The sequence below is a fragment of the Nonomuraea sp. NPDC048901 genome, from assembly GCF_040649695.1.
In the GTDB taxonomy this organism is placed as follows: Bacteria; Actinomycetota; Actinomycetes; order Streptosporangiales; family Streptosporangiaceae; genus Nonomuraea.
In genome coordinates this window covers 233,454-259,387 of sequence record NZ_JBEZFW010000012.1, presented here as the reverse complement: position 1 = coordinate 259,387, position 25,934 = coordinate 233,454, and the positions used below count along the sequence as shown (strand labels likewise).

Here is a 25,934-nt window from a genome sequence, read left to right as displayed (position 1 = left end):
TTGATGTCGTCCCAGTTGTTGCGATGCTCGGCCGCCCCGAAGGACGACCGCCACCCGGTGACCACGCCGAACCCGTCGTTGCCGTCCGGTTGCGATGCTCGGCCGCCCCGAAGGACGACCGCCACCGGGCGAGCTACGCGTGTGCGCCCTCAACATCAAGTTGCGATGCTCGGCCACCCGGAAGGGTGACCGCCACTCCGAGGGTGATGACGCCGAGGTGCTGGGCACCTGGCAGTTGCGATGCTCGGCCGCCCCGAAGGGCGACCGACACTTACTGATTCCGCCGGTCGCGTACATTCTCGGGTGGTTGCGATGCTCGGCCACCCCAAAGGGCGACCGCCGCTCGTCGGTGGCGCGTTTACCGCGTTGTCCACTTGGTTGCGATGCTCGGCCGCCCCGAAGGGCGACCGCTACGGCCTCTGATCGGGCAATACGCCTCTCAAGACCAGAAACCACTCACGAACGATTCACCTATCAAGCAACATACAGGGCCATATCTCCCTCGGAACACCCGGCGCGTCGCATGAGCACTACAGGTTCCGAAGCACACAACCAGAAAAGCCCATCAGCAGTATCACCAACCCACATCCCCCTTGCACAGAGGACCTGGCCACAGTACGAGCCTGGAACGCATGATCGCCACCACCCCAAGGACGGAAAGCGCTCCAGACCCAGCAACATCACCCGGCCATCGTCAGCGCCGACCCGCGTATCGCCGCAAAGCACGCTTCAAAAACAAGTCCGGCTACCGAGCCCTCCGAGCGGCGAGATTCTCACACAACCGCCCCGGCCGGACCCGGCCAGGACGGTGGGTGTGGCCGACCGGTCAGCCGATGGCGTAGGCGCGGGTGATCGTCTGGGTCAGTCCGATGCCCGCCGTGTCGGTCACCACCGCGCGGAGTGAGACGAAGCCGGCCGTACCCGGGTTCGGCACCATGGCGGACCAGCCCGAGCCGGTGCGGACGACCGGGATCTTGCGCCAGTTCGCGCCGTCGTCGACGGACATCTCCAGCCCGACCGACTTCGCCTTCACCGGCGCGGACCCGGCGTTGCGCTCGATCCGAATGGGCAGGCGGGTCACGCTGCCTGGCTTGGCGCGGTTCGATGCGTCCAGGCCCTCGGGGTTGTACCGGACCGCGGTCAGAGGCAGCGGCTGCTCCGTGGCCGTGGTCGCGGACGGGAACGTCCACACGGACTCCACGCCGGTGGACAGCGCCGAGTGCGGGACCTGCCTGCGCATCGACGCGGTCAGCGTGTAGGAGCCGCGCCCCGAGGGAAGGTCGGCGCGCAACTGGCACTTTTCCTGCTCGTAGACCCAGCAGCCGGCGAGGTCGGCCTTGGCCAGCACCTGCCCGTCCTTGGCGAGGGTGGCGACGCCGGTGGCGGCGGTGTCCGACCCCGTCCTGCCCGCGCCCCCGTCGGAGAACAGCCCCACTCCGGAGAAGGTCAGCTTGTCGCCGGTACGGCTGCCGCCCGGCAGCAGGAACGCCGGCCCGGTGACCGCGCTGTTCCAGACCTCGCTGGTCTGACCGCGCTTCATGAGCTTGCCGCCGTCGAACACCAGCGAGGTGCCGACCTCAAGCCCGCTCTCGTAGGTCAGCCCGGGCGTGCGGTAGTGGATGAGCGTGCCGGGCAAGGCGATATCGTCGACCAGCGGCCTCAGGGCCGAGCCGGGGAAATCAGCCATGAGCAGTCCGGACATCGGCATGCCCGTGGCCGCCACTCCCGCGGCCCGGTAGGTCGCGGTGACCTTCGCCAGATCCTTCTGCCGGAAGTTGTGGACAGGATCCTCGGGGAGGCCGTCGGTGCGGTGGTCGACGATCTGGTAGACGTACGGGCTGGGAGACGCGTCCTTGCTGAGCCACATGGTCTCCACACCGTAGGTCAGACCTGCCTGGCGGCTGGGAACGACGAAGAGGTTGTCGTTGACGTCGCCATTTGTCGACCACCAGGAGTTCCATGCGCCGTGGGTCACCCCGAGGGCGTAACCGCGCTGACGTTCGGCGCTCGGATCGTCAAGCGTGATCTTGGCCGCCTTGCCCTGGCGCGCGTCCACCGTCAGCTTCTGGTCGCCGCCGTCGATCTTCAGCGCGGGGTCGGCGATCGTCATGACCCACTTCCCGTCGATCTTCTCCGTGATCTCGGTGTAGACGCTCCAGTCGCCCTCGGGCAGTCGTACCTTGGCCACACCGTCACGGAAGGCCGGCTGGTGGAGGGCTCCGGTCTTCGCGTCATAGATCTGGCTCTGCATGGGGTTGATGGGCTGGCCCTGCTTGCCGACGACGGTGAGCGTGACGTCGTAGGACTCGGGCTCGACGTAGGCGCCGGCCAGCGTGCGGATCACCGTCTCGCCCGACCTGGCGGTGACCGTTCCCGGGTAGTCGCCCGGCGCCTTGCCACCGGCGTCGATGGTGAGCGTGACCGAGGCCTCGCCCTTGGCCGGGACCGTGACCTGGTCGGCCGGCAGCTTCAGCACCTCGCCCTGAGCCGACAGGTCGAGGGCGACCGGAGCGTCACTCGCGTTGGCGTACGTGATCGTTTTGGTCGTCACTCGCTCGCCGGCGGCGTTCCAGGGGAAGGCCGCCCAGACGTTGCCCTGCGCGACCGTGACCTGCTGCTTCAGCGCGCGTTCCAGGTCGATCAGCCCGGCTCCCTGCTGATAGAGCGTCGCGCCTTGAGCGGGCGCGGCGCTGCCGATCAGCGCGGCCTTGAGCTGCGCGCCCGTCCACTCCGGGTGGCGCTGAGCCAGGATGGCCGCCGCTCCCGCCACGTGCGGGGTGGCCATCGAGGTGCCGCTGAGCGGCCGGTGGAGGCCGTCGGCGGTGCCCGCCGCGGCCGCGGCGACGATGTTCACGCCCGGCGCGGTCACGTCGGGTTTGATCGCGTGGTCGCTCACTCGCGGCCCCGGGCTGGAGAATTCGGCCAGGCGACTCTTTTTGTCCACCGCGCCCACGGTCAGCGCCGCTTCAGCGCTACCGGGGCTGATCACCCTGCCCCTGGCGCCGTCATTTCCCGCCGCCGCGACGAACAGCGTGCCGGTCCGCTCAGAAAGCGTGTTGACCGCCTGCTCCAGTGGGTCCAGATCGAGAGCGTCCACGTCGCCGAAGCTCATGTTGACGACTTTGGCCTTGATCTCGACGGCCGCCCACTCCATGCCAGCGAGGATGGCCGAATCGGTCGGGCCCGCGGGACCGCCCACCTTCCCGATGGCCAGCGTCGCCTCCGGCGCCACGCCCCGATACTTCTGATCCCTTCCCGCCACGATCGAGGCGACATGAGTGCCGTGGCCGAGGGAGTCGCGGATGTCGGGTTCGTCGCTGAAGTTGCGCTCCTGCTGTACCGCGTCCTTCAGGTCCGGATGGTCGGGGTCGTAGCCGGAGTCGAGGACCGCGACGGTGACGCCCTTGCCCGTCATGCCCTGCTGCCACGCCTGCGGGGCGCCGATCTGCTTGACGCTCTCGTCCAGCGAGAACGACCTGCGGCCGTCCAGCCACAGCTTGGTACGACCCGCCGTCAGGGCGCGGGCGCCACCGCCTGTCAGATCCTTCCAGGTCTGGGCGACGTTCGCCTTCGGCACGCGCGCCGCGCTCATCCCGAGGCTGGATAACTGCCGGACCCGCTGGGCGCCCTGCGGTGCGACGGCCTGCCCGGCGGTCCCTTGAGAGATCACGGGGATGTCGGGGGTGTCGGCGTCGCCGTACTTCCAGGCCAGGAGCTGGGTGACGTCGAACAGCCGCCGGTCCAGCACGCCCTGGGCGATCAGCGGCGTGGCGTCGGCGGGTATCACGTACAGGTGGCCTCCGAGCACCTGGCTCGTGAAGTCCGTCCGCCTGCCGGGACCGGGCTCCACACGGTGCCCCGGCCCGGTGACCACGACCCGGTCACCGGTGATCAGGGTCACCCCGTTCTCCTGCTGAGGCGGGGCCTGCCGGGCCCACGCCGGCGTGACGCCGATTGCTCCCGCCGCGAGAGCGGCGATGAGCGACTTGCCTAAATTCACGGTCTACCTCATAGACGTAGGTTGATGATCTTCTCCTCTACTATTCACCGAAAGGCGTATTCGTCTTCCCGATCACGAAATTCCGTGCCGTCTGGGGGGAAGCACAGCGAGACGCCCGGCAAGGGGCCTTCCCTGCCGAGCGTCTTTCTATGTCTGAGCGTTGAGCTCAGTGGCGATGGCGGCGGCGACGGCGCGCAAGCGCCGCTCCATTGCTACCGCTGGACAGATCCGGAGGCGCAGGAACCGGCGGGCGGATCATGCCGAAGAAGCACAGAATAGACATAATGTTCTCCGTGGGATTCTGGTGTCAGCGGGGACGGGTGCTGCCCCCGCTCTCCACGGTAGAACAACGCGCGCGCCCCCAGACTGCCCCGCCAGAGGGCTTGTGACCTGGATTTTCATCTCCCGCACCCATGCCGAGGCTCAGGTCGCGGTGCTGCCCCCCGCGCTTTACGCCGCGGATGGGTCGCTGTGGCGTTCCGACTCCGCTGGGAAAGACTACGCCGGGTCAGAGAGCGGTGCTCTCCCGGACGATGAGGCGGTGGGGGACGACGATCTCCGACGGCGTGGGCGCCGAGCCGTTGATCGAGTCGATGAGGACGCCCACCGCCAGCCGGGCGATCTCCGCCTTGTCCGGGGCGACCGTGGTGAGGCTGGGCGTGCTGTACTCGCCCTCTTCGATGTCGTCGATGCCGACCACCGCGACGTCCTCCGGAATGCGGCGCCCGGCCCTGTTCAGGGCACGCATCGCGCCGAGGGCGAGCAGGTCGTTGTAGCAGAACACGGCGTCGGGCGGGTCGGGCAGCGCGAGCAGACGCTCCATCGCCTCCAGGCCCAGACGCCGGTGGAAGCGCGGGGTGGGGACGATGAGCCGCTCGTCGACGTCCAGCCCCATCCGGGCGTGCGCCTGCCGGTAGCCGGAGGTGCGCAGCTGCGCGGTCTCGCCGGTCGCGTACGGCTGGTCGCCGATGGCGGCGACGCGGCGGCGGCCATGCTCCAGCAGGTGCCCGGTGGCCGTACGGGCGGCGGCGACGTTGTCGATGGCGACGTGGTGGAAGCTGCCGTTGAAGATGTGCTCGCCGAGCAGCACGATCGGGACCCGGTTGCCCCGGCCGCGCAGCTCCTCGGCGGAGATGGCCAGCGGGCTCAGCAGCAGGCCGTCGAACATGCTGGCCCTTGAGTCACGGGCCAGCAGCTCACGCTCCCGCTCGGCGTCGCCGTCGGTCTGGTCGACCATCACCACGTAGCCGTGCGCCCTGGCCGCGGTGATCACCTCGCGCACCAGCTCGGCGAAGTAGGGGACGTCCAGCTCGGGGACGACCAGGCCGATCATCCCGGTACGGCCCTGCTTGAGGTTGCGGGCGATCAGGTTGGGCCGGTAACCCACCTCGTCCAGCACGACCTGCACCCGGGCCCGCAGCTCGTCGGAGACCGGCGCGTAGCCGTTGACCACGTTGGACACCGTGCGGATCGAGACGTTCGCCCGCTTGGCGACGTCACGCAACGTTGGACGGGCCATGTTCCTCCTCTGCGGTTGCTGCGATCATAACTCACTCTTGCATCGTTGCAGAGGAGTATGCATGATGTCTGCATCGTTGCAGAGCGTTTCTCCGCAAGCCGCGCCGTACCCCGTCCGAGGAGTAGAGATGTCCACACCCGCCATGGCCCGCCGCGGCTTCCTCAAGGGAGCGCTCGGAATCGGCGCGCTGGCCGCGGCCGGCGCCTGCGCTCCCGGCGGCGGCACCAGCGCGGCGCCGAGCAAGCTGGCCAAGCCCACCGTCTCGGCGTCCACGTCCGCCAAGGGCGAGATCACGATCTGGAACCGGTCCGGTGACCTGTTCAAGGTGTTCGACGCGGCGATCGGCAAGTTCCGGGAGGCCCATCCCGGGGTCAAGGTGAACCACCTGGCCGTCGACATCGACGCCAAGCTGGCCAACACCCTGATCAGCGGCACCGACGTGCCGGACGGCAGCTTCTGGGACGACGCCAAGATCGGCGGCCAGTCCGAGCACCTGTACGACCTGACCGACCTGATCGCCCCCTACCGCGACAAGGTCGCCCCGTACAAGCTGTCCGTCAACACCGTCGGCGGCAAGATCTTCGGCGTGCCGTGGGATCTGGACCCCGGCCTGCTCTGGTACCGCGAGGACATCCTGCAGGACGCCGGCGTCGACCCGGCCGGGATCGGCACCTACGACGACCTGCTGACCGCGGCCCGGACGATCAAGGAGAAGGACCCGAAGACCAAGCCCATCCACCTGGACAAGAACCCCTTCCTCGGCCAGCTCTGGCTGGAGATGCTGGCCAACCAGCAGGGCACGAGCCTCGCCGACGCGCAGGGCAGGCTCCGGCTGGAGTCGGCCGAGTACCGGCGGACCCTGACCTGGATCCAGGACGCGGTCAAGGGCGACCTGGTCACCCACGCGCCCTACCTGGAAGCGGCCGACATCAACACCCTCGACAGCGGGCAGCAGGTGTTCGTCCCGTGGGCGATCTGGTGGTCGTTCGCGCCGCAGCAGCTGCTCAAGGCCACCAAGGGCAAGTGGCGGGCCGCGCCCCTGCCCGCGTGGACGCCCGGCGGCGCCCGCAGCGGCGCCATGGGCGGCAGCAGCTTCATCATCCCCGCCAAGGCGAAGAACCCGGAGCTGGCCTGGCTCCTGTATGAGTTCCTGTGCTTCACCGAGCCCGGCTGCACCGCCGTCTACGGCCCCAACAGCATCTACCCCGGTGGGCTGTCCACCTCCGTACCCTCCTTCACCCCGGCGCTGAAGCCGGACAAGCCGCTGTTCAAGCCGATCGACGCGCTCGGCGGCCAGGACCTGTGGAAGGTCGCCGTCGAGGCCGCCGCCACCATCCCGGCCGCCGCGCCGATCCCCGTGTGGTGGGCCCAGTCCGTGGACTATCTCGGTGACAACACCCAGCGCCTGATCGAGGGGAAGATGTCCCCCGACGACGTGATCGCCGAGTCGGCCAAGAAGATCCAGCGCAACCTGATCGACCGGGCCTGATGTCGAGTCTCACCGCCACGACGGCAGGGCGGGCCGCCACCGGCTCGCGGCGCCTGCCCCGGCTCTCGCCGTACCTGTTCATCGCGCCGTTCTTCGCGGTCTTCGCGGCCTTCGGCGTCTACCCGCTGGTCTACGCGCTGCGCCTCAGCTTCACCCGCTGGCGCGGCGCGGGCGAGGCCACCTGGGTCGGCGTGGGCAACTACGTCTACCTGCTGACCAACCCCGACTTCTGGGCCTCGCTCGGCAACAGCGCGGTGATGTGGCTGCTGATCGTGCCGGTCCAGGTCATCGCCGGACTGGGCGCGGCGGTACTGCTGGCCAACGCGCGGCTGCGGCTGCGCGGGCTGTTCAGGGTCGCCTTCATCGCGCCCTTCGTGACACCGCTGGTGGCCATGGCGCAGGTGTGGATCGTGGTGTTCGACGAGGACTACGGGCTGGTCAACCACGTGCTCGGGCTGGTGGGCCTGCCCGCCGTCAGCTGGCTGACCTCCACCGCGTGGGCCAAGCCGACGCTCGCGCTGCTGTTCCTGTGGAAGACCACCGGCTTCGCGATCATCATCCTGCTCGCCGGGCTGCAGGCCGTACCGGGTGCCGTGTACGAGGCCGCCTCGATCGACGGCGCCTCGCGATGGCGGCAGTTCTGGTCGCTGACCGTGCCGCTCGTCCGGCGCAGCATCGCCTTCCTGGTGGTCGTGCAGACGCTGGCGGTCTTCCAGATGTTCGCCGAGCCGTACGTGGTCACCGAGGGCGGCCCCTACGGCTCCACCACCACGGCCGGCCTCTACCTCTATGACCACATCTCGGCATCCGACCTGGGCACCGGTGCCGCCAACTCCTTCTTGCTGGTGCTGCTGGTGTTCGGCCTCTCGCTGGGCGCGGTCCGGCTGCTGCGCCCGAAAGACGAGGTGTCGTCAACTACCACCGGCTGAACCCGGTGGTTTGCTCTCACGGTCCCATCTGGCTGAAAGGAGGCCGGTAGCGTGTGGCTGGTTGACAGCAGCCCAGCCCGCAGCGCCGCGTGCGGCGATGTTGCGGGCCGCGATGTGGTCGGCGTGCCCAGCGAGGCCACACCTTTTGCAGACGAACCGGCCCCGCGCCGGCCGGTTCGCCCTGGCCACGCACCCGCACTCCGGACACGCCTGCGAGGTATGCGCGGGGTCGACCAGCAAAAACGCGACTCCGGCGCGGGCGGCCTTGTAGCGGGTGAAGGTGATCTGCTGGGCGAAGGCCCAGCTGTGCAGGGTGCGCCGCTGGAACCGATGAGCCCTTACCCGGCCGCGGATGCCCTGGAGGTCTTCCAGGGCGACACCACGGCCGGTGCGTTCGGCTTCACGCACCACAAACGTCGAGATTTGGTGGTTGAGGTCGGTCATCATCCGGTGCTCACGACCGGACAGACGGCGCAGCACCCGCCGCGCCGCAGCCGTGCCCTTCTTCTGCAGCCGCCGGCGTTGCCGGTGCCGCCGTTCCCGCAGGGTGCGGACATGGCCGTTGCCACCGACCGGCCCCGACAGGGCGGGGCCGGGCAGCACCGCGCCATCGGAGGTGACCGCCAGGTTCGCCACCCCTTGATCCACCCCGATGAAGCCATGGACGGGCTCGCGTATCGCCGGTTGGGGCAGGGTGAGGGTGACCTGCAGCAGCCAGACGCCACGGCGGCAGATCAGGTCGGCCTCCCCCACCGGCAGCGTGTCCACGGCTTTGAGGTCTTCTGGTCGGCCGGTGTAGGGGATGGTGACGCGGCCGGTAGGGGTCCACAGCGACACGGTGCGGGCGTCTCGGTTGAAGCTCATCAGCCGGGCGTCGTAGGGGACGGCGCCATGCGGGCGGAAGATGTGAGCGCGCTTCTTGCTGGCACGCCGGTTGGCGTAGGCGCCGGCGACCCGGGCGATCGCCCGCACGGCCGCTTGCGCGCCCAGCCCGGCCACCTGCCCGCGCACCTCGTAATAGGCCAGCCGATGCAACTCCACCACCGCGAAGACACGGTGCTGCCAAGCCAACCGGGAGACGACGGTGGCCGCCTGATTGCACAACAGCACCGCCGCCGCCAGCGCCTCGGCCTGGGCCGAAGCGGGAGTGAGCCGCAGCTGCACGACCGAGGGCAGGCCGTGCCGCTTGGCGACGGAGCGGCGGATCGCCATCGCACACCTCCTGTCACAGCTGCCTCACCCACCGCACATGTTGCCGAGCGTTACCGAGTCTTTCCATTCTATTTTCGAAAGGAGGAGTGGCGCTTCGGCCCCGAGGAACCGGGTCCCCGCGCCACCATTCAGATGAAGCAGGCCAGGCCCGGTCCGGTGCAGTACGTGGTGCTCGCGCTGCTCGCCGTCGCGTTCCTGTACCCGATCTGGTGGGCGCTCAGCTCCTCGCTCAAACCCGCCGCCGAGATCATCACCAGCCCGCTGTCGGTGGGCGGCCCGACGCTGGACAACTATCGGGCGATGTTCGCCGACGTGCCGATCGGCACCGGCTTCGTGAACACCGCGCTGGTCCTGGCGGTCAAGGGCGCGATGACGATGGTGTTCTGCCCGCTGGCCGGCTACGCCTTCGCCAAGTACACCTTCCCCGGCAAGAACGCGCTGTTCGGGGTGGTGATGCTCACGCTGATGCTGCCGACCCTGGTGCTGATCATCCCGCTGCTGCTGGAGATGAGCTCGCTGGGCTGGGTCAACACCTACCAGGCGCTGATCCTGCCGGGCAGCGTCGACGCCTTCAGCATCTTCTGGATGCGCCAGGTCATCGCCGCCATCCCGGACGAACTACTCGACGCCGGGCGGGTGGACGGCGCGAGCGAGTTCGGGGTCTTCGCCCGGGTCGTCATCCCGGTGATCCGGCCCGGCCTGGCCGCGCTGGCCGTGCTGACCACCATGAACATCTACAACGACTTCGTCTGGCCGGTCGTCGCCGTCAACGACACCGCGCACCAGACGGTCCAGGTGGTGCTGTCGACCCTGGCGCAGAACGTCACCGGCAACCGCGTCGGCGCCGACTTCGCCACCGTCTGGGGTGAGCTGCTCGCCGCCGGCAGCATCGCCATGCTGCCACTGCTGGTGATCTTCATCCTGCTGCAGCGCCACTTCATCAGCGGCATCCTCGCCGGCAGCGTCAAGGGCTGACCGGGCACACCTTCTCATGATCGGAGCACCCTTCCAATGACGCCGCGTGCGGAATACCCGCGCCCCCACTTCGACCGGTCGCACTCCTGGTCGAGCCTGAACGGCGACTGGGACTTCCGGGCCGACGCCGACCAAGGCTGGGACCGGACCATCACCGTGCCGTTCGCCTGGGAGACCCCGGCCTCCGGCATCGAGGCCCACTGGCTGCCGGTCGCCTGGTACCGCCGCCGGATCACCGTCCCCGCCGGCTGGGCGGGGCAGCGGATCGTCCTGCACTTCGGGGCCGTGCACCACGAGGCCACCGTCTGGGTCAACGACACCGAGGTGGCCCGCCACGTGGGCGGCTACACGCCGTTCGAGGCGGACATCACCGACGCGCTGCGCGAGGGCGAGCAGGAGATCCTGGTACGGGTCTTCTCCCCCGCCGACAAGCGGGAGATCGCGCACGGCAAGCAGCGCAGCATCCCGCGCGACGACTTCGACGGCGTGTGCTTCACCCCTTCGTCGGGCATCTGGCAGAGCGTCTGGCTGGAAGCGCGGCCCGCCACCCACGTGGCCGCGCTGAAGCTGCGGCCGACCGAGGGGCTGGACGGCATCGAGGTCGAGGCCCGCGTCGAGGGCCCGGCTCCGGCGACACTCCGGCTGACCGTGCGCGACCACGGAACGACGGTGGACGTGGCGATCTCCGATGGTGTCGCGCGGGGTGTGCTGCCGATCGCCGAGCCGCGCCTGTGGTCGCCCGAGGACCCGCATCTGTACCACGTGGACGCCGAACTGGTCTCGGCCGACGGCACCGACCGGGTCACCGGCTACACCGGGCTGCGCCGGATCGAGGTGTCCGGCGAGGACCTGTACCTCAACGGCCACCGCCTGTTCGTACGCGGCGTCCTCGACCAGGGCTACTGGCCGCGTACCGGCATCACCGCGCCCGACGACGCCGCGCTGCGCCGCGACCTCGAGCTGGCCGCCGCCGCGGGCTACAACCTGGTGCGCAAGCATCTCAAGCTGGAGGATCCGCGCTTCGTTCGCCATGCCGACACGCTCGGCATGCTGATCTGGGCGGAACCCGCCGCCACCGGCCGGTTCTCGGCGGAGTCGGTCGCCGCCTTCGAGGCGCAGATCGCCCCGATGGCCGAGCGCGACGGCAACTCCCCCGCGATCGTCATCTGGGGCCTGTACAACGAGGAGTGGGGCCTGGACTGGGACATTCCCGGCGACCCGGCCAAGCAGGAGGCCGCGGCCCGCGCGTACGACCTGCTCAAGGCCCTCGACCCGACCCGGCCCGCGGTCGACAACTCCGGCTGGGCGCACGTGAAGACGGACCTGCTCGACTGGCACTACTACGACGAATCGGCCGCCTCCTGGGGCAGGACGATCGCCGCGCTGCTGAACGGCGACCAGGACGACTTCCCCGTGCCGCTCGGCCCCGACTACGTGGTCCGCAAGAAGCTGGCCGGGACGCCGACGCAGCCGCTGCGCGGCCTGCCCAACCTGAACAGCGAGTACGGCACCGGCTTCACCAGCGTGCAGCGGGGCTGGCAGTTGCGCTGGCAGACCCAGGAGATGCGGCGCCACGACCGGCTGGCCGGCTACGTCTACACCGAGCTGTACGACATCGAGCACGAGTCGGCCGGGCTGCTGGACTTCGAGCGCCGCGCCAAGGACCTGGCCGGAGTGGACCCTGCGCACGTCAACGCCATGACGACGCTCGTCCTGGACGTGGTTCCCGTCGCCCCCGGCCGCGACCTGCTCAGCGAGACCGGGCGGGTCGCGGTCCCGGTCCGGATCTCCCATCACGGCACGGACTCCGTCAGCGGTCACCTGCACACCGCCTGGTCGGCCGTCTTCGGCCCCGCGCCCACGCGACCGGGGACGGCCGGGGAGCGCGCCGAGGCCAAACCGTTCCTGCTCGGCGCAGCCACCGAGGTCCACGCCGAGCTGCCCGACGGCTGGACCAGCGGCCGCCTGCACATCGCCCTGGTGTCCGACGGCACCGTTCTGGCCCGCTCCGCCGTGGACGTGGACACCCGCACCGCGCCGGTCATCGGCGACGACCCCCAGGCCCGCCCCTGAACGTCCCGCATGGCCGCCGCGTTGATCATCGCGGCGTGTGGGCCTCCGCGCAGGAGACCCGCGACCGGGCGAGCGAAGCGTACGAGCGCATCTCCCGCGTGGTCACCAACCTGCGGCGCGTGCACACGCTCTGGACCGTCACGTCCGGGCTTGTCCGGATGTCGGCGCTCGTCGTACGCGGCGCGCTCATCACCATGACGACCAGGCTGCTCACGCCGATGACCTCCCCCGCTGCGGCAAGGGAGGTCATCGTCATGCCTTCGTGGAGCGAGGATCCGCGCACATCAGCACGATCCGGACCGTCGCACCAGCGCCACGGCACGACCCTGCAGATCGCCGACAAGCTGCGCAAGAACCACGAGCAGCTCGGGTTCGGCCACATCACCCTCCTGGAGGGCGGTATGGACGCGACGGGCCAGGTCATGGAACTGCTCCGGTAGGCCTCGATCGGGAATGCCGGTATGACTGGCATAAGCCGACCAGTCAAATTGCTTATTTCACCCCGCAGCTGCCGTCATTAGCGTGATTCGTGACCAGCGAAAAACGGCAAGCTAGGGAGAAAGCGTGTCTGTGGCAAAGTTCATCCTGGTTCCGGCGGCGGCCGCTCTTGTCATCATGACAGCCGATGCGGCGACGGCCATCGCTCATCCGTCGAACGTCACCATGGCCGCCCAAGGCAAGGCCGAGAGCGCGGGGGTGAAACGCAAGTCGTTCAAGTGCGCCTCGCCCAAGGGCGAGAAGCTCAACATCTCCTGGGATCCGGGAAACGTCTCCGTCACCGTCTACTTCAATAATCACTGCAAGCAGAAGCGCAACCTCAAGCTCGACTTCAAGCAGGCCACCGATGTGTGCTTCACCGTCAATCCGAAGACCAAGGGAAAGAAGAAGGTCTACACCACTGGAGCGGTGCTCCGGTCAATAACCTCCCCGTCGGAGTGCTGACCCGGTTCGCTTGAGATGCTCGTCCGGCCCAACGGCTACCTCGCCTGGGCGAGTGACAAGCCCGGCAACGGCGACCTGGTCCGTGCCTGACCGAGTGGTGCGGCCCGGCCGGTATCGGCTTATAGAAGGCGGTTGAATGCCGGCCGGGCGGGTGGCGGTGCGCACCCGGTACCTCGATGATGCGCTGCTGAAGGCCACTGACGGATTCGCGACCAGACTTGGATCTATAGCGTGGGAACTCGCCATGACAGCGTCGAGCGGATGGGATCGGTCATGCTCATAGGGCGGGTGGAGGAGCAGGTGGCCATCGATCGGCTGCTCGTGGACGCCCGCTCCGGCAGGAGCGGGGTGCTGGTGGTGCGTGGCGAGGCCGGGATCGGCAAGTCGGCGCTGCTCGACTACGCCGCCGAGGCGGCCGATGACGAGATCCGCGTGCTGCGCGGAGCGGGTTTCGAGCCGGAGATGGAACTGCCCTTCGCCGGCTTGCACCTCCTCCTGCGTGGCGCGCTCGACGGCATCGGCCGGCTGCCCGACGGGCAGGCGGGGGCGCTGCGGGGCGCGCTCGGTATGGGGCGCGCATCGGGCGGGGATCGGTTTCTGGCCGGGCTGGCGGTGCTCACCCTGCTGGCCGATCTCGCGGAGCGGCGTCCGCTGCTGTGCCTGGTGGATGACGCGCAGTGGCTCGATCACGCGTCGGCGGAGGCGTTGCTGTTCGCCGCCCGTCGCCTGGAGGCGGAAGGCGTCGTGATCATCTTCGCCGCCCGCGAGGACGAGCAGGTGTTTCCCGCCGTCGGCGTGCCGGACTTGCACCTGTCGGGGCTCGACGCGGGGTGCGCCGCCGAACTGCTGACCAAGCACGCCGGCGACCTGGCCCCGCAGGCATGTGCGCACCTGCTCGAAGAGGCGCAGGGCAACCCTCTGGCCCTGCTGGAGCTCCCGACGCTCCTCACCCAGGCGCAACGCGCCGGCGAGTCACCCATCCGGGCCATCGGCATCGGATCCGGTCCCGCGCCCGGCCGCGTTCATCAGGCCTTCCGTGACCGCATCACGCGGCTGCCGGAGGGCGTTCAGACCGCGCTGCTGGTGGCCGCCGCGGACGACACCGGCGACCTCGACGTCGTGCTGGGAGCGGTAGGCAAACTCGGCGCCGGCCTGGCAGACGTCGACGCCGCCGAGGCCGCGGGCCTGATCCACGTCGGTGACGGCCGCATCCGCTTCCGGCATCCGCTCGTACGTGCCGCCGCCTACCACGTCGCTTCCTTGGTACCGCGGCTGGCGGTCCACCGCGCCCTGGCGCAGACCTTGGCCGGACGTACCGGCGACGTGGATCGCTGGGCCTGGCACCTGTCCGAGGCGGCGACAGGGCCCGACGAGGAGACCGCCGCGGCGCTGGAACGCAGCGCGGAGCATGCCCGTACCAGAGGAGGGCACGCGGCGGTGGCGGCGGCCTTCAGTCGCGCGGCCCAGCTGAGCCCCGACCCGCGCGACCGAGGCCGTCGTCTCTCCGCGGCCGCGGCGGCGGCCGCGGAGGCCGGGCTGTACGCACGTGCGGCCGACCTCGCCGACCGGGCGGCATCAGATGTGACCGACCCGATGATGCTGGCGTTTCTCGCCCGGACTCGCGCGATGGTCGCGATGGCGCACGGTCACGCGCAGACCGCCCACACGCTGCTCGCCCAGGCGGCTGAGACCGTCATCGAGCAGGCCGAGGACGTGGCCATCACGCTGTACTTCGAAGCACTCACCCCCGCCTGGATCGGCAGCGACTACACCGCTCTCACTCAGACGGCGGCACGCGTATCCCAATTGCGCCTCCCCACCGCGGGCCGGCTGCGGCCGTTGACGCGAGTGCTCGCGGGAATGGGCGGCCTGGCCGCCGAGGACCCACCGACGGGCCTGGCGTGGCTGCGTGACCTGATCGAAGGCTTACGCGACAGCTCCGAGCCGGTGGAACTCCAGGAACGCGCCCAGCTCGCCATCTGGGACCTGGTGATCGGCGACGACCTGGTCGCCTACGAAAGGGCCGCGAGCATCGAGCGGGAATGTCGCGCCCAGGGCGCGATCGGACTCCTGCCGCTGGCGCTCGTCCTCGTGGCCCGCTCCCAGATGTTCCTCGGGCTGCACCGTGACGCCCTGGCCAGCGCCAAGGAAGGACTGCGCATCGCGCGTGACACCGACCAGGGGCACTACGCGGCTCTGCTGACCGGAGTCATGACCTACCTGGCCGCGATCGAAGGCGACGAAGAACGCTGCCGGGCGCTGGCGGAAGAGATCGCCGGCGTTCGCGACGCCGCCACGGGAGGCATGCGATGCGTCTCACTCAACCTGCTCGATCTCGCCTTGGGGCGGCCGGAGGCGGCTCTGCACAGGGCCGAGGAGTTCGGCGCCTTCGGGCCCGCCGCCCGTACCGTGATGGTCATGCACCGTATGCCGGACCTGGTCGAGGCGGCGGTGCGGGCCGGTCGGAACGACTTCGCGAAGGTGGCCTCTGAACGGGTGCAGATGTGGGCCGCGCAGACCCCCGTGCCCTGGGCCGGCGCGGTGGCACTGCGCTGCCGGGCACTGCTGGCCCCGGACGAGGAGGCCGAGCGGCACTACGAACAGGCGCTTCGGCTGCACCTGCGGGGCGGCCGTTTGTTCGAGCGGGCCCGTACGGAACTGCTCTACGGCGAGTGGCTGCGGCGGCTGCGGCGGCGCGCGGACGCCTGCCATCAGTTGCGGTCCGCCATGGAGATCTTCGAACGGCTCGGCTCGCGTCCGTGGGCCGACCGCGCTCGCGCGGAGCTGCGCGCCGCAGGGGAACGCCAGATCATGGGGGGACATGTTCCCCCCGGAGCGCTGGACCGGCTCACGCCCCAGGAACTGCAGATCATCCGAATGGCGGCCAGGGGCATGAGTAACAGGGACATCGCCGCACAACTCTTCCTCAGTCCGCGGACCATCGGCTATCACCTGTACAAGGCGTACCCGAAGCTCGGAGTGGCGTCCCGGGCCGAGCTGGCCACGCTCGATCTCGGAGAAGGCGGACGACTTCTCGATTGAGCGCGCCTGCCGTACGCCGGGTTGGGGTGCCGTCCTGGCCTGCCCCTGATAGGCGTCACTTCACCGCGCCCCCGGTGATCCCGGAGATGATTTTGCGCTGCGCCACGGCGAAGACGACCAGCAGCGGCAGGCTCATCAGGATGATGTAGGCGAAGATCAGGTGCCAGTTGTTGAGGTAGAGCCCGGCGTTGGCCACCTGGAACAGGTTCAGGGGCAGCGTGTCCATCCGTCCGCCGATGACGAAGAACGCGTAGAAGACGTCGTTCCACACGTACAGGCAGATGAGGATCGTGGCGGTGGCCAGCACCGGGCGCAGCATCGGCAGGATGACCGAGACGAAGACCCGCACGGGGCCCGCGCCGTCCATGCGCGCGGCCTCCTCGATCGACAGCGGCACCGTACGGACGAAGCCGGTGACGAAGAAGACGACGGTCGACAGGTAGATGCCGACGTAGACGCCGATCATGCCGGTGAGGGTGCCGGCCAGGCCGAGCTGGCGCAGCAGCAGCACGATCGTCACCACGGCGGGCGGCAGCACGATGCCACTGATGGCCAGCGCGTACAGGACGGCGTTGAGCCGGGTGGCCCGGCGGGCCAGGATCCACGCCGCCATCGAGCCGAACGTCAGGACCAGGGCGACGGCCGGGACCACGATCAGTACGCTGCCGAGGAACGCGGCCGGGATGTCGCCCTGGGTCCACACCTGCGCGAGGTTGCCCCACAGGAGCCAGCGCGACGGGAGCGACAGGTCCGGCGAGAGCGCCTCGGACTGTGACTTGGCCGCCGTCGAGACGATCAGCCACAGCGGCACGCCCATCACGGTGACAACGAGCGCGACGACGGCGAAGGGACGCAGCCGCGCCGCGAGGCCGCTCGCGCGGGGCGGCCGGACCCGGCGGCCGCGGACGCCGTAAGCGGGGATGGTCATGGGCGGACACTCCCGCCCGTACGAACGGTCACAGGATCTCCTCCCGCTTGCGCAGAATCCGGATGACGGGGAAGGCCAGCAGCCCGACCAGCAGGAACAGCACCAGGCTCATGGTCGTGGCCTGCGCGAACAGGCCCTGGCCGAAGGTGCGGTAGATGAAGATGTTGAGGATCTCGGTGCTGCGCGCCGGCCCGCCCCCGGTGGTGGCCTGGACGATGTCGAAGCCGTTCATCGAGCCGAGCAGCGCGGTGGCGACGTTGAAGGTCACCGCCGGCGCCAGCAGCGGGAAGCGGATCGACCAGAACGCCTGCCAGGGCGAGGCGCCGTCCATCCTGGCGGCCTCGGTGACGTCCTCCGGCACGGTCTTCAGCCCGGCCAGGTAGATGAGCATGGAAAGCCCCATCCACTTCCAGGCGTGGATGACCGAGACCACGACCAGCGTCCAGGTGGTGTCGCCGAGCCAGGCGACGCTCACCGGGTGGCCGAGCAGGCCGCCGAGCAGGCCGTTCAGGCTGCCGTTGGGTTTCAGCAGCGCCTGGAAGACGTAGCCGACCGCCAGCGCCGACATCAGCACCGGGATGAGGAAGAACAGCCGGGCGACCCGGTTCAGCCAGGTGTCGCGCTCCAGCAGCACGGCCAGGCCGAACCCGAACAGGTTCTGGAACAGCGCCACCAGGACGGCGTAACTCACCGTGATGCGCAGCGCGCTGAACAGTGTGCCGTCCGACAGCAGGTCGGTGAGGTTGTCCAGCCCCACGGGGCGGATCTCGCTCTTGAAGCTGGACCAGTCGGTGAAGGCGTAGATGAAGTTGAACAGGGTCGGCAGGAAGAAGAAGACGAACAGGATCGCGAAGGCCGGGATCAGGAACCACATCGGATGCGTGTGGCGCGCGCTGGTAGCGGACATGTGGTCAGAACCCGGACGCGCCAGCCGCCTTCGCGAGCTGGGCGAACTGCTTCTGGGTCGCGGCGGCCACCTGCTCGGGCGTCAGGCTGCCGGTGATCATGTCGGCCAGGTTGAGGTACAGGTCGGGGTTGGCCACCGCGAGCGCCTGCATCGAGCCGACCGCGTCGCCGAGCGACTTGTGCACGTCGAGCAGCGCCTGCGGCACGCCCGCCGGGCTCGGCACGTCGGCGCGCAGCGAGACGGTCTTCCGGTCGGCGACGAAGCCCTGGTAGCCGGGGCCCATCCAGTACGACAGCAGCTGGCGGGCCGCCGCCTCGCGCTTGGCGTCGCCGGTCCTGAAGGCCACCAGCGCGTTGCTCTGGTCGGGGATGAAGGTGCCTATGTTGCCGGACGGCGAGATCGGGAAGAAGCCGATCTTCTTGTCCAGCGTCGCGGTGTCGGCCTTGGCCTGGAGCTGACCGAAGAAGGAGTTCACCTGGACGGCCATCGCCGCCTTGCCCGACAGCAGCGCCGCGCCCTGGTCCTCGAACTTCGCCGTCTTGATGTCGGAGTTGAACAGGCCCTCGCCGATCAGCGCCTTGTACTTCTTGATCGCGTCCAGGATGGTCTTGTCGGAGAAGGTCTCCTTGCCGGTGTTGACCCGGTCCCACAAGCCGTCGCGGGCGGCGTCGGCGAGCTGCACCTGTACCCACCACTGGGTGGCCCACTTGTCGCCGGCCATCTCGAAGAACGGGGTGACGCCCTTGGCCTTGAGCTTGCGGGCCGTCTCCACCATCTCGTCGAAGTTCTTGGGCGTCGCGGTGATGCCGTTGGCGGCGAAGACCTCCTTGTTGTAGTAGACGCCTTCGACGGCCGGGCTGGTGATGAGGGCGGCGTAGCGGGTCTTGTCCAGCAGGCCGGTGATGTCGCGTAGTTCGGGCGTCATCGAGGCGATCCAGGGGGCGCCGTCCAGCGGCTGGAGGTTGGTCCTGGCGTTCAGTGCGGTGAGCATGGAGGCGGTCGGCTGCCAGAAGGCCAGGTCGGGCTTGTCGCCGGTGGCCACCTTGGTCTGTACGCCCTGTTCGTACGGGTCCGGGATGGTGACCACGTCGACCTTGGCGCCGGTGGCCTGGGTGAAGGCGTCGGTCACGGCCTTGGGCACGGTGTTGCTGTTCTGGGCGGCCCAGATGGTGAGCGTGGTGCCGTCGAGCCGGCCGGTGGGCGCGGCCCAGGCGGCGGGCTGCCCGCTCCCGGCCGGGGTGGCGGCGGGTCCGGAGGCCGGGTCGCTGCACGCGGTGAGGGTCAGGAGCGCGGTGGCGGCCGCGGCCGTGATCGCGGTGAGTTTCACGGTGTGTTTCCTTTTGGTCCGTGGGGGGTCAGAGGGTGCGGAGCTTCAGGATTCGGGCGGTCGGTCCGGTAACGGTGCTGGTCACGGACAGCTCGGCGGTCTGCGGGTCCCACGAGTGGCCCCATCCTGCCTTATCGCCCGGGTAGACGGTCTCGATCTGGACGGCCCGCCCGGCCAGGTGGGGCAGCGACAGGACCGAGGTCTCGGCGGCGCCGGGGCGGCGCCACAGCCCGAGATGGGTGGTGTCCCCGGCGCGCAGGCCGAGGGCGAGCCAGTGATCGGCCCAGCCGGGCAGGCCGAGCGGCCAGCACGGGATCGCGCGCACCAGGTCGGCGCGCAGGTCGCGGTGCGCGCGTACGCCCACCCGCACCAGGTCCAGCTGGCCGGCGCTCATGGCGGGCAGGTTGCCCGACAGGTAGAGCCGCCCCAGCACGCCGGTGCACATGGCGAAGACGAGTTCCTCGTCGGTCATCTCCGGCTGCGGGTACGCCCAGTTGGCGGCCTGTTCCGGCAGCATGGACAGCGGCGCGGCCACGGCGATCGGCGGGTAGCGCAGGAAGTCCTGCTGATCGCTGGTCGACTGCAGGTTCAGCCGGGACAGCAGCGCGTAGTCCATGCGCATCGCGCCCGACGCGCAGTTCTCCAGGACGAGCCCGGGGTGCCGGTCCAGGACGCCGTCCAGCCAGGCGAGGTGGGCCCGGTTGCAGGCCAGCAGCCCGGCGCCGGCGCTGTCGGCGTCCAGGTCGGTGCCGGCGCCCGGGTTGATGTTGTAGTCGAGCTTGAAGTAGCCGACGCCGAGCTCTTCCACCAGCCGGTCCACCACCTGGTCCAGGTGCCCGGTGGCCGCGGGGTGGCGCAGGTCCAGGTGGTAGCGGCCGTGCTCGGCCACGCGCCGGCCGCCGCGCTGCAGGAACGCCTCGGGCGGCAGCTTGTCGGCCATCGGGCTGCGTACGCCGATCACCTCCGGCTCCAGCCACAGCCCCGGCGTCATCCCCCGGTCCCTGATGTGGCCGAGGACCTCCTGGATGCCGCCGGGGAAGCGGGTCCGGGAGGGCTCCCACGCGCCGACGCTGTCCCACCAGGCGCCGTCGTCGTCGTACCAGCCCGCGTCGACGCAGAAGATCTCCGCCCCGGCCGCGGCGGCGGCGTCCACCAGCGGCAGCAGCTTGGCCGTCGTCGGGTCGCCCATCAGGGTGTTCATGTAGTCGTTGAACACCACGGGCAGCGCGGACCTATCGGGGTGCGGGCGCAGCAGCGCGCGGCGGTGCGCGGTCAGCGCGGCCACCGCGCCCTCGAGCCCGTCGTCCGAGACGGCGACCGAGACCGGCACCGTGGTGAAGGACTCCCCCGCGGCCAGGGTCTGGCTCCACTGGTGGTCGGCGTCGGTGGGGCCGGTGGCCACCACGTACACGCCGTCCAGCCGCTCACCGGTCTCCCACCCCCAGGCGCCGTTGTGCTCGATCTGCCACAGCCAGGTCTGGCCGGTGCGCCGGTCGGCCAGCCCGCCCATCGGCACGTACCGCCCGCTGGACCAGGTGCCGGTGCTGCTCAGCGCGTACCGGCCGCGCCCGTGCTGGCCGTGCGCGGCCAGGCCGAGGTCGGCGATGTGCTCGCCGAGCGGCCGCCTGCTCCACCTGCTCTCGCCCAGCCACTCGCTGTCGGCGGACAGGACGTCCACCTCGCTCACCGGGCGGCCGAGGAACCCGCCGGCGAAGGAGGACACGGCGAGCAGGAGCACCGGGTCCGTGCCCTGGTTGGTCACCCGTACCTGGGCCTGGCAGGCGGCCACGCCGTCGAAGGAGCGCAGCGTCAGCTCGGCCGCCAGCCCGGACACCTCGTCGCGCAGCGCGACGCGCAGCGTGTGCCAGTCGCCGTCGCGGCTCTGCTCGGCGCCCGCGTACCGCAACCGGGAGCCGACCGCCGTCTCCGACAGCCGCTGCGAGGCCTTGGCCCGGCCCTCGCCGGGGATCAGGACCTCGACCAGCGGCTGCGACAGACGGGACGGCGCGGCGCCGGGCGGTCCCAGCCTCTGGAGGGCCACCGGCCGGTCCGGGTGGATCTCCACCACCGCCGCCAGGGCGCCATGCCCCCAGCGCAGGGTCTCGACCACGTCGGCAGGCTTCACGTAACTCTCCTTCGGTTGTGCGGTGGTTGTGAGACAGGCGTCAGCCGAGGGCGGCGGCGATCTGGATCCGGTCGACGTCGGGGCCGTACGCGGCGGCGTTGCCGAACTCGATCGTGTTGGCGCCGACCCTGAGGTCGGCGGTCATCACGGTGGTACGGAAGTTCGACCAGCCCAGCGTGTTGCGGAAGTAGACCCGGGTGGCCGCGCCGCCGTTGACGCGGATGTCGGCGTAGCGGTCCACGATGTTGGTGTTGTAGTTGGACGCGCCCTCACCCAGCTCGCCGTTGGCGTAGGTGATCACCACGCGGTAGCGGCCGGCGGCCGGGGCGTTGACGCCGGTGAAGCGCAGGATGTTGGCGGCGCCCTTGCCGATGTAGCCGACGTACGAGCCGCCAGATGCGGCGCCGTTGGCGCCGACCACGGCCGTGCCGCCCAGGACGTTGGCGCCGCTCTCGGCCTCATAGGCGGTGACGGTGCCGGTGGTGGCGGTCACGTCCAGGTAGTCGAGGTTGACGGCGTCGCGGTCGTCGGTGGTGAAGGCGTGCACGCCGACCCGGTTGACGCCGGCCTGGAGGAACACCTTGGTCGTCACGGTGTTCCAGGTGTTCCAGTCGGCGGTTCCCGGCAGCGTGAGGTCGGTTAACGCGGTGCCGTTGAGCACCAGGCGGGCGGCCCGGTTCTGCGGCGCGCCGGTGTACGGGCCCGCCGAGTAACGCAGGCCCAGGTTGTAGTAGCCGTCATTGGGCGCGCTCACCACGAACGTGGTCGCGGCCGTGTCGCTGGCGCCGTACCCCTCGGAGAAGGAGGTGCCGGAGTAGCCGGTGTTGGGGCCGTAGGTGACGCGGGCGGTGCCGCCGAGCGCCGCGTACTCGGCCTGGTAGCGGGTGGCCGGGCCCGCGGGCGTCAGGTCGGTGTTCGGGGTGACGATGACCTGGTACGCGGCGGCGCCGTTCAGTCCGGTGAGCGGGACGGTGATCTGGCCGCCCGAGACGGTGTAGTCGCCCTCGTGGATCAGGGCCGGGCCCGGGGAGGCGTTGAGGCCGGTGCTGTTCACCCCCCACACCGTCACGTGGACCGAGCTACCGAGGTACGGGGCCGAGGCGATGCCCTTGACCACGACGTCGGCGGCATAGGTGTCGCTGACGTTGAGCGAGCCGCCGAAGATCACCCGGGCCTGCTTCCTGGCCGGGTCCAGGGCGGCCAGCCCCTGCAGGGAGCCGTTCCTGGTGGGCGGGGTGACGGTGACCGTGTGGCCGGTCAGCTCGCCGTACCACTTGTAGAGCCACCACCCGCCGGTGGCCTGGCTGTTCCTGGTCACCAGGTCGTTGAGCGCGCCGGCCGTGGTCCAGAAAGCCAGGCAGGCGTCGACTTTGCTGTTCTCGAACCGGGTCACGTACTGGACCAGGTTGCCGGGCACGCCCAGGTCGCCGGAGTAGCGGGCGTACTCGTTGATCACGATGGGCCGGGGGCTGATGCCGAGGCTCGTCTCGATGGCCCGGTAGTCGGCGTGGTGGTCGTACCAGCTGGTAAAGAAGTCGTTGCCGAGCTCGTGCCAGGTGAAGACGTCGGGCAGCACGTTATTGGCCTTGGCGTAGGTGAGGAACGCGCGGTGGTCGGCCGAGCGGTAGGAGGCGAAGTTGGGGCCCGCGATCCGGGCGCCCGGGTCGATCGAGCGGATCTTCTGGTAGACGCGCTTCCAGGCGTCGAGCAGGCCGTTGAGGTTGCCCTGGTACCAGATCTGGTCGGGCTCGTTGAAGGGCACGTACACGTACGACGTCCGGTACGGGTCCGCGACGATCTTGCGGGTCATCGTGTCGACCTTGGCCAGGTAGTCGTCGATGCCGAGGTTCTCGTACGGCCATTGGCGGTAGACGTCCTGCATGTAGACCTGGATGTCACGGCCGCCGGTGCGCTTGAACATGGGGGCGATCTGGAGGGCGTCGCCGTTGGGATGCTGGCGGCCGTCGGGCGCCTTCTGCGCGGTGACCTGGGGCTTGAGGGCCGCCAGCATGGTGTCGGTGGGGATTCCGTCGTTGCCCAGGCCGTACAGGAAGCCGGTTGCGCCGTACTTCAGCGGGCCCGTGTCCGAGGCGAGGTCGACGACGAGGGCAGGGGACGCGGCCTGCGCGGGGGCGGCGGCGCAGAGCAGGGCCGAGACGAGCGCGGAGACGACGGTCGTGACACCCAGGAGCCGGAACGAAGTCAACGGGAGTACCTCCTGCCGGGAGAGGAGCGGCCATGTGACCGGTCACATGGAGTGTGAGCGGTCACACGGCAGGAGCGAAAGGGCCCTTTGCCGGATTGTTACGTGCTGATTTCAGCCGTGGCGCGGAGGGGCGGTCGACTCGCGCACGATGAGGCGGGGTGAGGTCAGCTCGGTCTCGGGCTGTGGCTGGCCGGTCAGCTCGGCCACCGCCGCCAGGAAGCACGCCCGCCCCAGCCCGACGAAGTCCATCCGTACGGTGGTCAGCGCGGGGATCCAGAAGGCCGAGCCGGGAATGTCGTCGAACCCGACGATGCTCACGTCACCGGGCACGTCCCTGCCCGCGTCGTAGAGGGCGCGGCGCACGCCCTGGGCGATGTCGTCGTTGCCGCACAGCACCGCCGTGACGTCCGGATCACCGGCCAGCCGCTGCCCGGCCAGATAGGCGGCCCGGATGTCCCAGCCGGAGCCGACCACCTCGGGGATCTCGGCCCCCGCCCGCGACAAGGCGTCGCGCCAACCGGCCTGCCTGCCGCTGGAGCGCCCCTCGGACGGGATCGCCACATGGTGCACGGTCCGGTGGCCCAGAGCCAGCAGGTGCTCGGTGGCATCGGCGGCGGCACCCCGCTCGTCCAGCGCGATCGTGACCCGGCCCGTGTCGGGCGCCACCGGCTCGGTCGCGGCGATCGCCGGTATGTCCGCCGGCAACGCCTCCAGCACCGCCGTACCCGCCGGGTCGAACGCGATGACGACCAGGCCGCCCGCGCTCGGGTCGCTCACGTAGTCGACGGTCTGCTTGATCTCGGCGGGCGAATCCGACTCCACGACCCTGACCCCCACGGCCAGGCCCTCGGTCCGCGCCGCCTCCTCGATACCCTGCAGTGTGGACGCGTAGCCGTACAGCATGGTGTTGGACGTCACCACGGTGATGCCCGGAGCGCGCCCCAGGCCAAGCGCCCGCGCGGCCCGGTTGGGCCGGAACCCCAGCGTCTCGATGGCCGCGCGCACCGCCGCCCTGGTGTCGGGGCGCACCCGCGGCGAGTCGTTGAGCACACGCGAGACGGTCTGGTAGGAGACGCCCGCCGCGGCCGCGACGTCGCGAATGCTGGGCACGGCCCCTCTGCGGGCGCCGGAGCGCGGCTCGCGCCGAGGGCTCGGACTCACGATCACATCGTAAGGCTCCGCCCCGGCTCGCCTGCCCGCTGGGAGCCGTCGTCGGGTGGTGTGGCGGCCGGACGGGTGATAAATACCCCTATGTACCGGACAATGTTGGGATGCGGCAGCGCCGACCGGCAGTCCGGAGCGCATCATGGGGGCAGACTCGCCGTGCTCGGCATCGGCAGAGGAAGGAACGCGCATGGAGGTGGTGTCGGTAGGCACCGTGACCGACGGCACGCTGGAAGTGGTGCTGCGCGGCGACATCGACTTCACGAACGCGGCCTGGGTGCGGAGCACGGTCTCCGCCGCCGTACTCGACCAGCGCCCTTCCGTGGTGTGGATCGAGATGGGCGAGGTGGCCTTCATCGACTCCTCCGGGATCGGCGTGCTCGTGGACGCGATGAAGGCGTCCGCCGAGGTCGAGGCGGCCTTCAGCGTGCGGCACCCCACGTCTCGAGTCTTCGACCAGCTGCGCATCACGGGGCTGCTGTCCGCGTTCGGTCTGGCCTGAGGAGGGCCGGGCTGAAGAGGGCTGGGCTGAAGAGGGCTGGGCTGAAGAGGGCAGGGCTGAAGAGGGCAGGGCTGAAGAGGGCAGGGCTGATGAGGGCTGGGCTCCGCCGTGGTCTCCGCTCCGCGGCCCCGCCCTGTCCTGCCCGCGCCGGTCGGGGCGGACGAGCCGATGAGTGAACCCGCCGAAACCCTGGAGACGCGGTACGACTTCGACTTCGGCACGCTCGTCCTGCTGCGCCGGTTGGTGGAGCGGTACGCCGCGCGGCACGGTCTCACCGGGCGAGACCTGTACCGGTTCGTGGTAGCGGTCAACGAGATCACCACCAACGCGGTGCGCCACGGCGGCGAGCGCGGGCGACTCAGCCTGTGGCAGACCGGCGGCCGACTCTACTGCCGGGTCACCGACAACGGCCCGGGACTGGCGCGGCCGGACTCACAGGGCCACCACGCCGTACCGGCCGACAGCAGCAGCGGCCGAGGCCTTTGGCTGGCCCGGCAGTGCGTCAGCCGGCTGACCATTGAGAGCGACGCCAACGGCACCATCGTCACTCTGGAGGCCGCCGCCTCGCAGCCGGACCGTCCCTGAGCTAGATCC

Annotated in this window: 18 protein-coding genes; 9 read left to right on the top strand and 9 right to left on the bottom strand. The window is 70.0% G+C overall.

What is annotated here, in order from left to right:
* Nucleotides 1-826: 826 nt before the first annotated feature.
* Together AB0C30_RS36690 and AB0C30_RS36685 are read right to left on the bottom strand one after the other, a co-directional pair.
* Nucleotides 827-4,000 (bottom strand): S8 family serine peptidase, encoded by a 3,174-nt coding sequence (locus AB0C30_RS36690; protein ID WP_357952758.1) that lies wholly within the window; start codon nt 3,998-4,000, stop codon nt 827-829.
* A gap of 508 nt (nt 4,001-4,508) precedes the next feature.
* Complete coding sequence (locus tag AB0C30_RS36685; protein WP_357952757.1) at nt 4,509-5,519, bottom strand: LacI family DNA-binding transcriptional regulator; 1,011 nt, start codon at nt 5,517-5,519, stop codon at nt 4,509-4,511.
* Nucleotides 5,520-5,646: 127 nt separating this feature from the next.
* On the opposite strand from AB0C30_RS36685, the gene AB0C30_RS36680 reads away from it, so the two are divergent.
* Both AB0C30_RS36680 and AB0C30_RS36675 read left to right on the top strand, forming a co-directional pair.
* Nucleotides 5,647-7,008, top strand: a complete 1,362-nt coding sequence (locus AB0C30_RS36680; RefSeq protein WP_357952756.1) for an extracellular solute-binding protein — start codon at nt 5,647-5,649, stop codon at nt 7,006-7,008.
* Nucleotides 7,008-7,937: a sugar ABC transporter permease gene (locus tag AB0C30_RS36675; RefSeq protein ID WP_357952755.1), complete on the top strand. Its 930-nt coding sequence runs from the start codon at nt 7,008-7,010 to the stop codon at nt 7,935-7,937. Before AB0C30_RS36680 ends, AB0C30_RS36675 begins: the two co-directional genes overlap by 1 nt.
* Here the strand turns inward: AB0C30_RS36675 and AB0C30_RS36670 are convergent.
* The gene (locus AB0C30_RS36670) at nt 7,920-9,149 is read right to left on the bottom strand and encodes a transposase (RefSeq protein WP_357952754.1); all 1,230 of its coding nucleotides are present in this window, start codon (nt 9,147-9,149) and stop codon (nt 7,920-7,922) included. The two genes, AB0C30_RS36675 and AB0C30_RS36670, sit on opposite strands and share 18 nt — an antisense overlap.
* 132 nt (nt 9,150-9,281) lie before the next feature.
* Between AB0C30_RS36670 and AB0C30_RS36665 the strand changes: the two genes are divergently transcribed.
* From AB0C30_RS36665 to AB0C30_RS36645, 5 genes are all read left to right on the top strand, one after another.
* On the top strand, nt 9,282-10,124 hold the full coding sequence (locus AB0C30_RS36665) for a carbohydrate ABC transporter permease (RefSeq protein WP_357952753.1): 843 nt from the start codon (nt 9,282-9,284) through the stop codon (nt 10,122-10,124).
* Nucleotides 10,125-10,160: 36 nt separating this feature from the next.
* Complete coding sequence (locus AB0C30_RS36660; RefSeq protein WP_357952752.1) at nt 10,161-12,197, top strand: sugar-binding domain-containing protein; 2,037 nt, start codon at nt 10,161-10,163, stop codon at nt 12,195-12,197.
* A 35-nt stretch (nt 12,198-12,232) separates the two neighbouring features.
* Nucleotides 12,233-12,637 (top strand): hypothetical protein, encoded by a 405-nt coding sequence (locus AB0C30_RS36655; RefSeq protein WP_357952750.1) that lies wholly within the window; start codon nt 12,233-12,235, stop codon nt 12,635-12,637.
* 124 nt (nt 12,638-12,761) lie between these two features.
* Nucleotides 12,762-13,139: a hypothetical protein gene (locus AB0C30_RS36650; protein ID WP_357952749.1), complete on the top strand. Its 378-nt coding sequence runs from the start codon at nt 12,762-12,764 to the stop codon at nt 13,137-13,139.
* A 231-nt stretch (nt 13,140-13,370) separates the two neighbouring features.
* A complete protein-coding gene (locus tag AB0C30_RS36645; RefSeq protein WP_357952748.1) occupies nt 13,371-16,181 on the top strand; it encodes an AAA family ATPase in 2,811 nt (936 codons plus the stop codon).
* A 55-nt stretch (nt 16,182-16,236) separates the two neighbouring features.
* On the opposite strand, the gene AB0C30_RS36640 is transcribed toward AB0C30_RS36645, so the two are convergent.
* The 6 genes from AB0C30_RS36640 to AB0C30_RS36615 all read right to left on the bottom strand — a co-directional run bounded on the left by AB0C30_RS36640 (nt 16,237) and on the right by AB0C30_RS36615 (nt 24,835).
* On the bottom strand, nt 16,237-17,109 hold the full coding sequence (locus AB0C30_RS36640) for a carbohydrate ABC transporter permease (protein WP_357952747.1): 873 nt from the start codon (nt 17,107-17,109) through the stop codon (nt 16,237-16,239).
* Between the two features lie 28 nt (nt 17,110-17,137).
* Nucleotides 17,138-18,016, bottom strand: a complete 879-nt coding sequence (locus AB0C30_RS36635; RefSeq protein WP_357952746.1) for a sugar ABC transporter permease — start codon at nt 18,014-18,016, stop codon at nt 17,138-17,140.
* A gap of 4 nt (nt 18,017-18,020) precedes the next feature.
* Entirely contained in the window at nt 18,021-19,343 is a 1,323-nt protein-coding gene (locus tag AB0C30_RS36630; RefSeq protein ID WP_357952745.1) for an ABC transporter substrate-binding protein, read from the bottom strand.
* A 28-nt stretch (nt 19,344-19,371) separates the two neighbouring features.
* Nucleotides 19,372-21,468 carry an alpha-galactosidase gene (locus AB0C30_RS36625; RefSeq protein WP_357952744.1) on the bottom strand — a complete coding sequence of 699 codons (2,097 nt, stop codon included), beginning with the start codon at nt 21,466-21,468 and terminating at the stop codon, nt 19,372-19,374.
* A 40-nt stretch (nt 21,469-21,508) separates the two neighbouring features.
* Nucleotides 21,509-23,674 (bottom strand): CBM35 domain-containing protein, encoded by a 2,166-nt coding sequence (locus AB0C30_RS36620; protein WP_357952743.1) that lies wholly within the window; start codon nt 23,672-23,674, stop codon nt 21,509-21,511.
* 111 nt (nt 23,675-23,785) lie between these two features.
* The gene (locus tag AB0C30_RS36615; RefSeq protein WP_357952742.1) at nt 23,786-24,835 is read right to left on the bottom strand and encodes a LacI family DNA-binding transcriptional regulator; all 1,050 of its coding nucleotides are present in this window, start codon (nt 24,833-24,835) and stop codon (nt 23,786-23,788) included.
* A gap of 193 nt (nt 24,836-25,028) precedes the next feature.
* On the opposite strand from AB0C30_RS36615, the gene AB0C30_RS36610 reads away from it, so the two are divergent.
* Both AB0C30_RS36610 and AB0C30_RS36605 read left to right on the top strand, forming a co-directional pair.
* Nucleotides 25,029-25,340 carry an STAS domain-containing protein gene (locus tag AB0C30_RS36610; RefSeq protein WP_357952741.1) on the top strand — a complete coding sequence of 104 codons (312 nt, stop codon included), beginning with the start codon at nt 25,029-25,031 and terminating at the stop codon, nt 25,338-25,340.
* Between the two features lie 168 nt (nt 25,341-25,508).
* Nucleotides 25,509-25,925: an ATP-binding protein gene (locus tag AB0C30_RS36605; RefSeq protein ID WP_357952740.1), complete on the top strand. Its 417-nt coding sequence runs from the start codon at nt 25,509-25,511 to the stop codon at nt 25,923-25,925.
* Nucleotides 25,926-25,934: the final 9 nt, after the last annotated feature.

What these genes read in the sequence shown, in the direction of transcription:
- AB0C30_RS36685 (WP_357952757.1), bottom strand. Translation starts at nt 5,519, where the DNA reads ATGGCCCGTCCAACGTTGCGTGACGTCGCCAAGCGGGCGAACGTCTCG.
- AB0C30_RS36680 (WP_357952756.1), top strand. Translation starts at nt 5,647, where the DNA reads ATGTCCACACCCGCCATGGCCCGCCGCGGCTTCCTCAAGGGAGCGCTC.
- AB0C30_RS36675 (WP_357952755.1), top strand. Translation starts at nt 7,008, where the DNA reads ATGTCGAGTCTCACCGCCACGACGGCAGGGCGGGCCGCCACCGGCTCG.
- AB0C30_RS36670 (WP_357952754.1), bottom strand. Translation starts at nt 9,149, where the DNA reads ATGGCGATCCGCCGCTCCGTCGCCAAGCGGCACGGCCTGCCCTCGGTC.
- AB0C30_RS36665 (WP_357952753.1), top strand. Translation starts at nt 9,282, where the DNA reads ATGAAGCAGGCCAGGCCCGGTCCGGTGCAGTACGTGGTGCTCGCGCTG.
- AB0C30_RS36660 (WP_357952752.1), top strand. Translation starts at nt 10,161, where the DNA reads ATGACGCCGCGTGCGGAATACCCGCGCCCCCACTTCGACCGGTCGCAC.
- AB0C30_RS36640 (WP_357952747.1), bottom strand. Translation starts at nt 17,109, where the DNA reads ATGACCATCCCCGCTTACGGCGTCCGCGGCCGCCGGGTCCGGCCGCCC.
- AB0C30_RS36635 (WP_357952746.1), bottom strand. Translation starts at nt 18,016, where the DNA reads ATGTCCGCTACCAGCGCGCGCCACACGCATCCGATGTGGTTCCTGATC.
- AB0C30_RS36610 (WP_357952741.1), top strand. Translation starts at nt 25,029, where the DNA reads ATGGAGGTGGTGTCGGTAGGCACCGTGACCGACGGCACGCTGGAAGTG.
- AB0C30_RS36605 (WP_357952740.1), top strand. Translation starts at nt 25,509, where the DNA reads ATGAGTGAACCCGCCGAAACCCTGGAGACGCGGTACGACTTCGACTTC.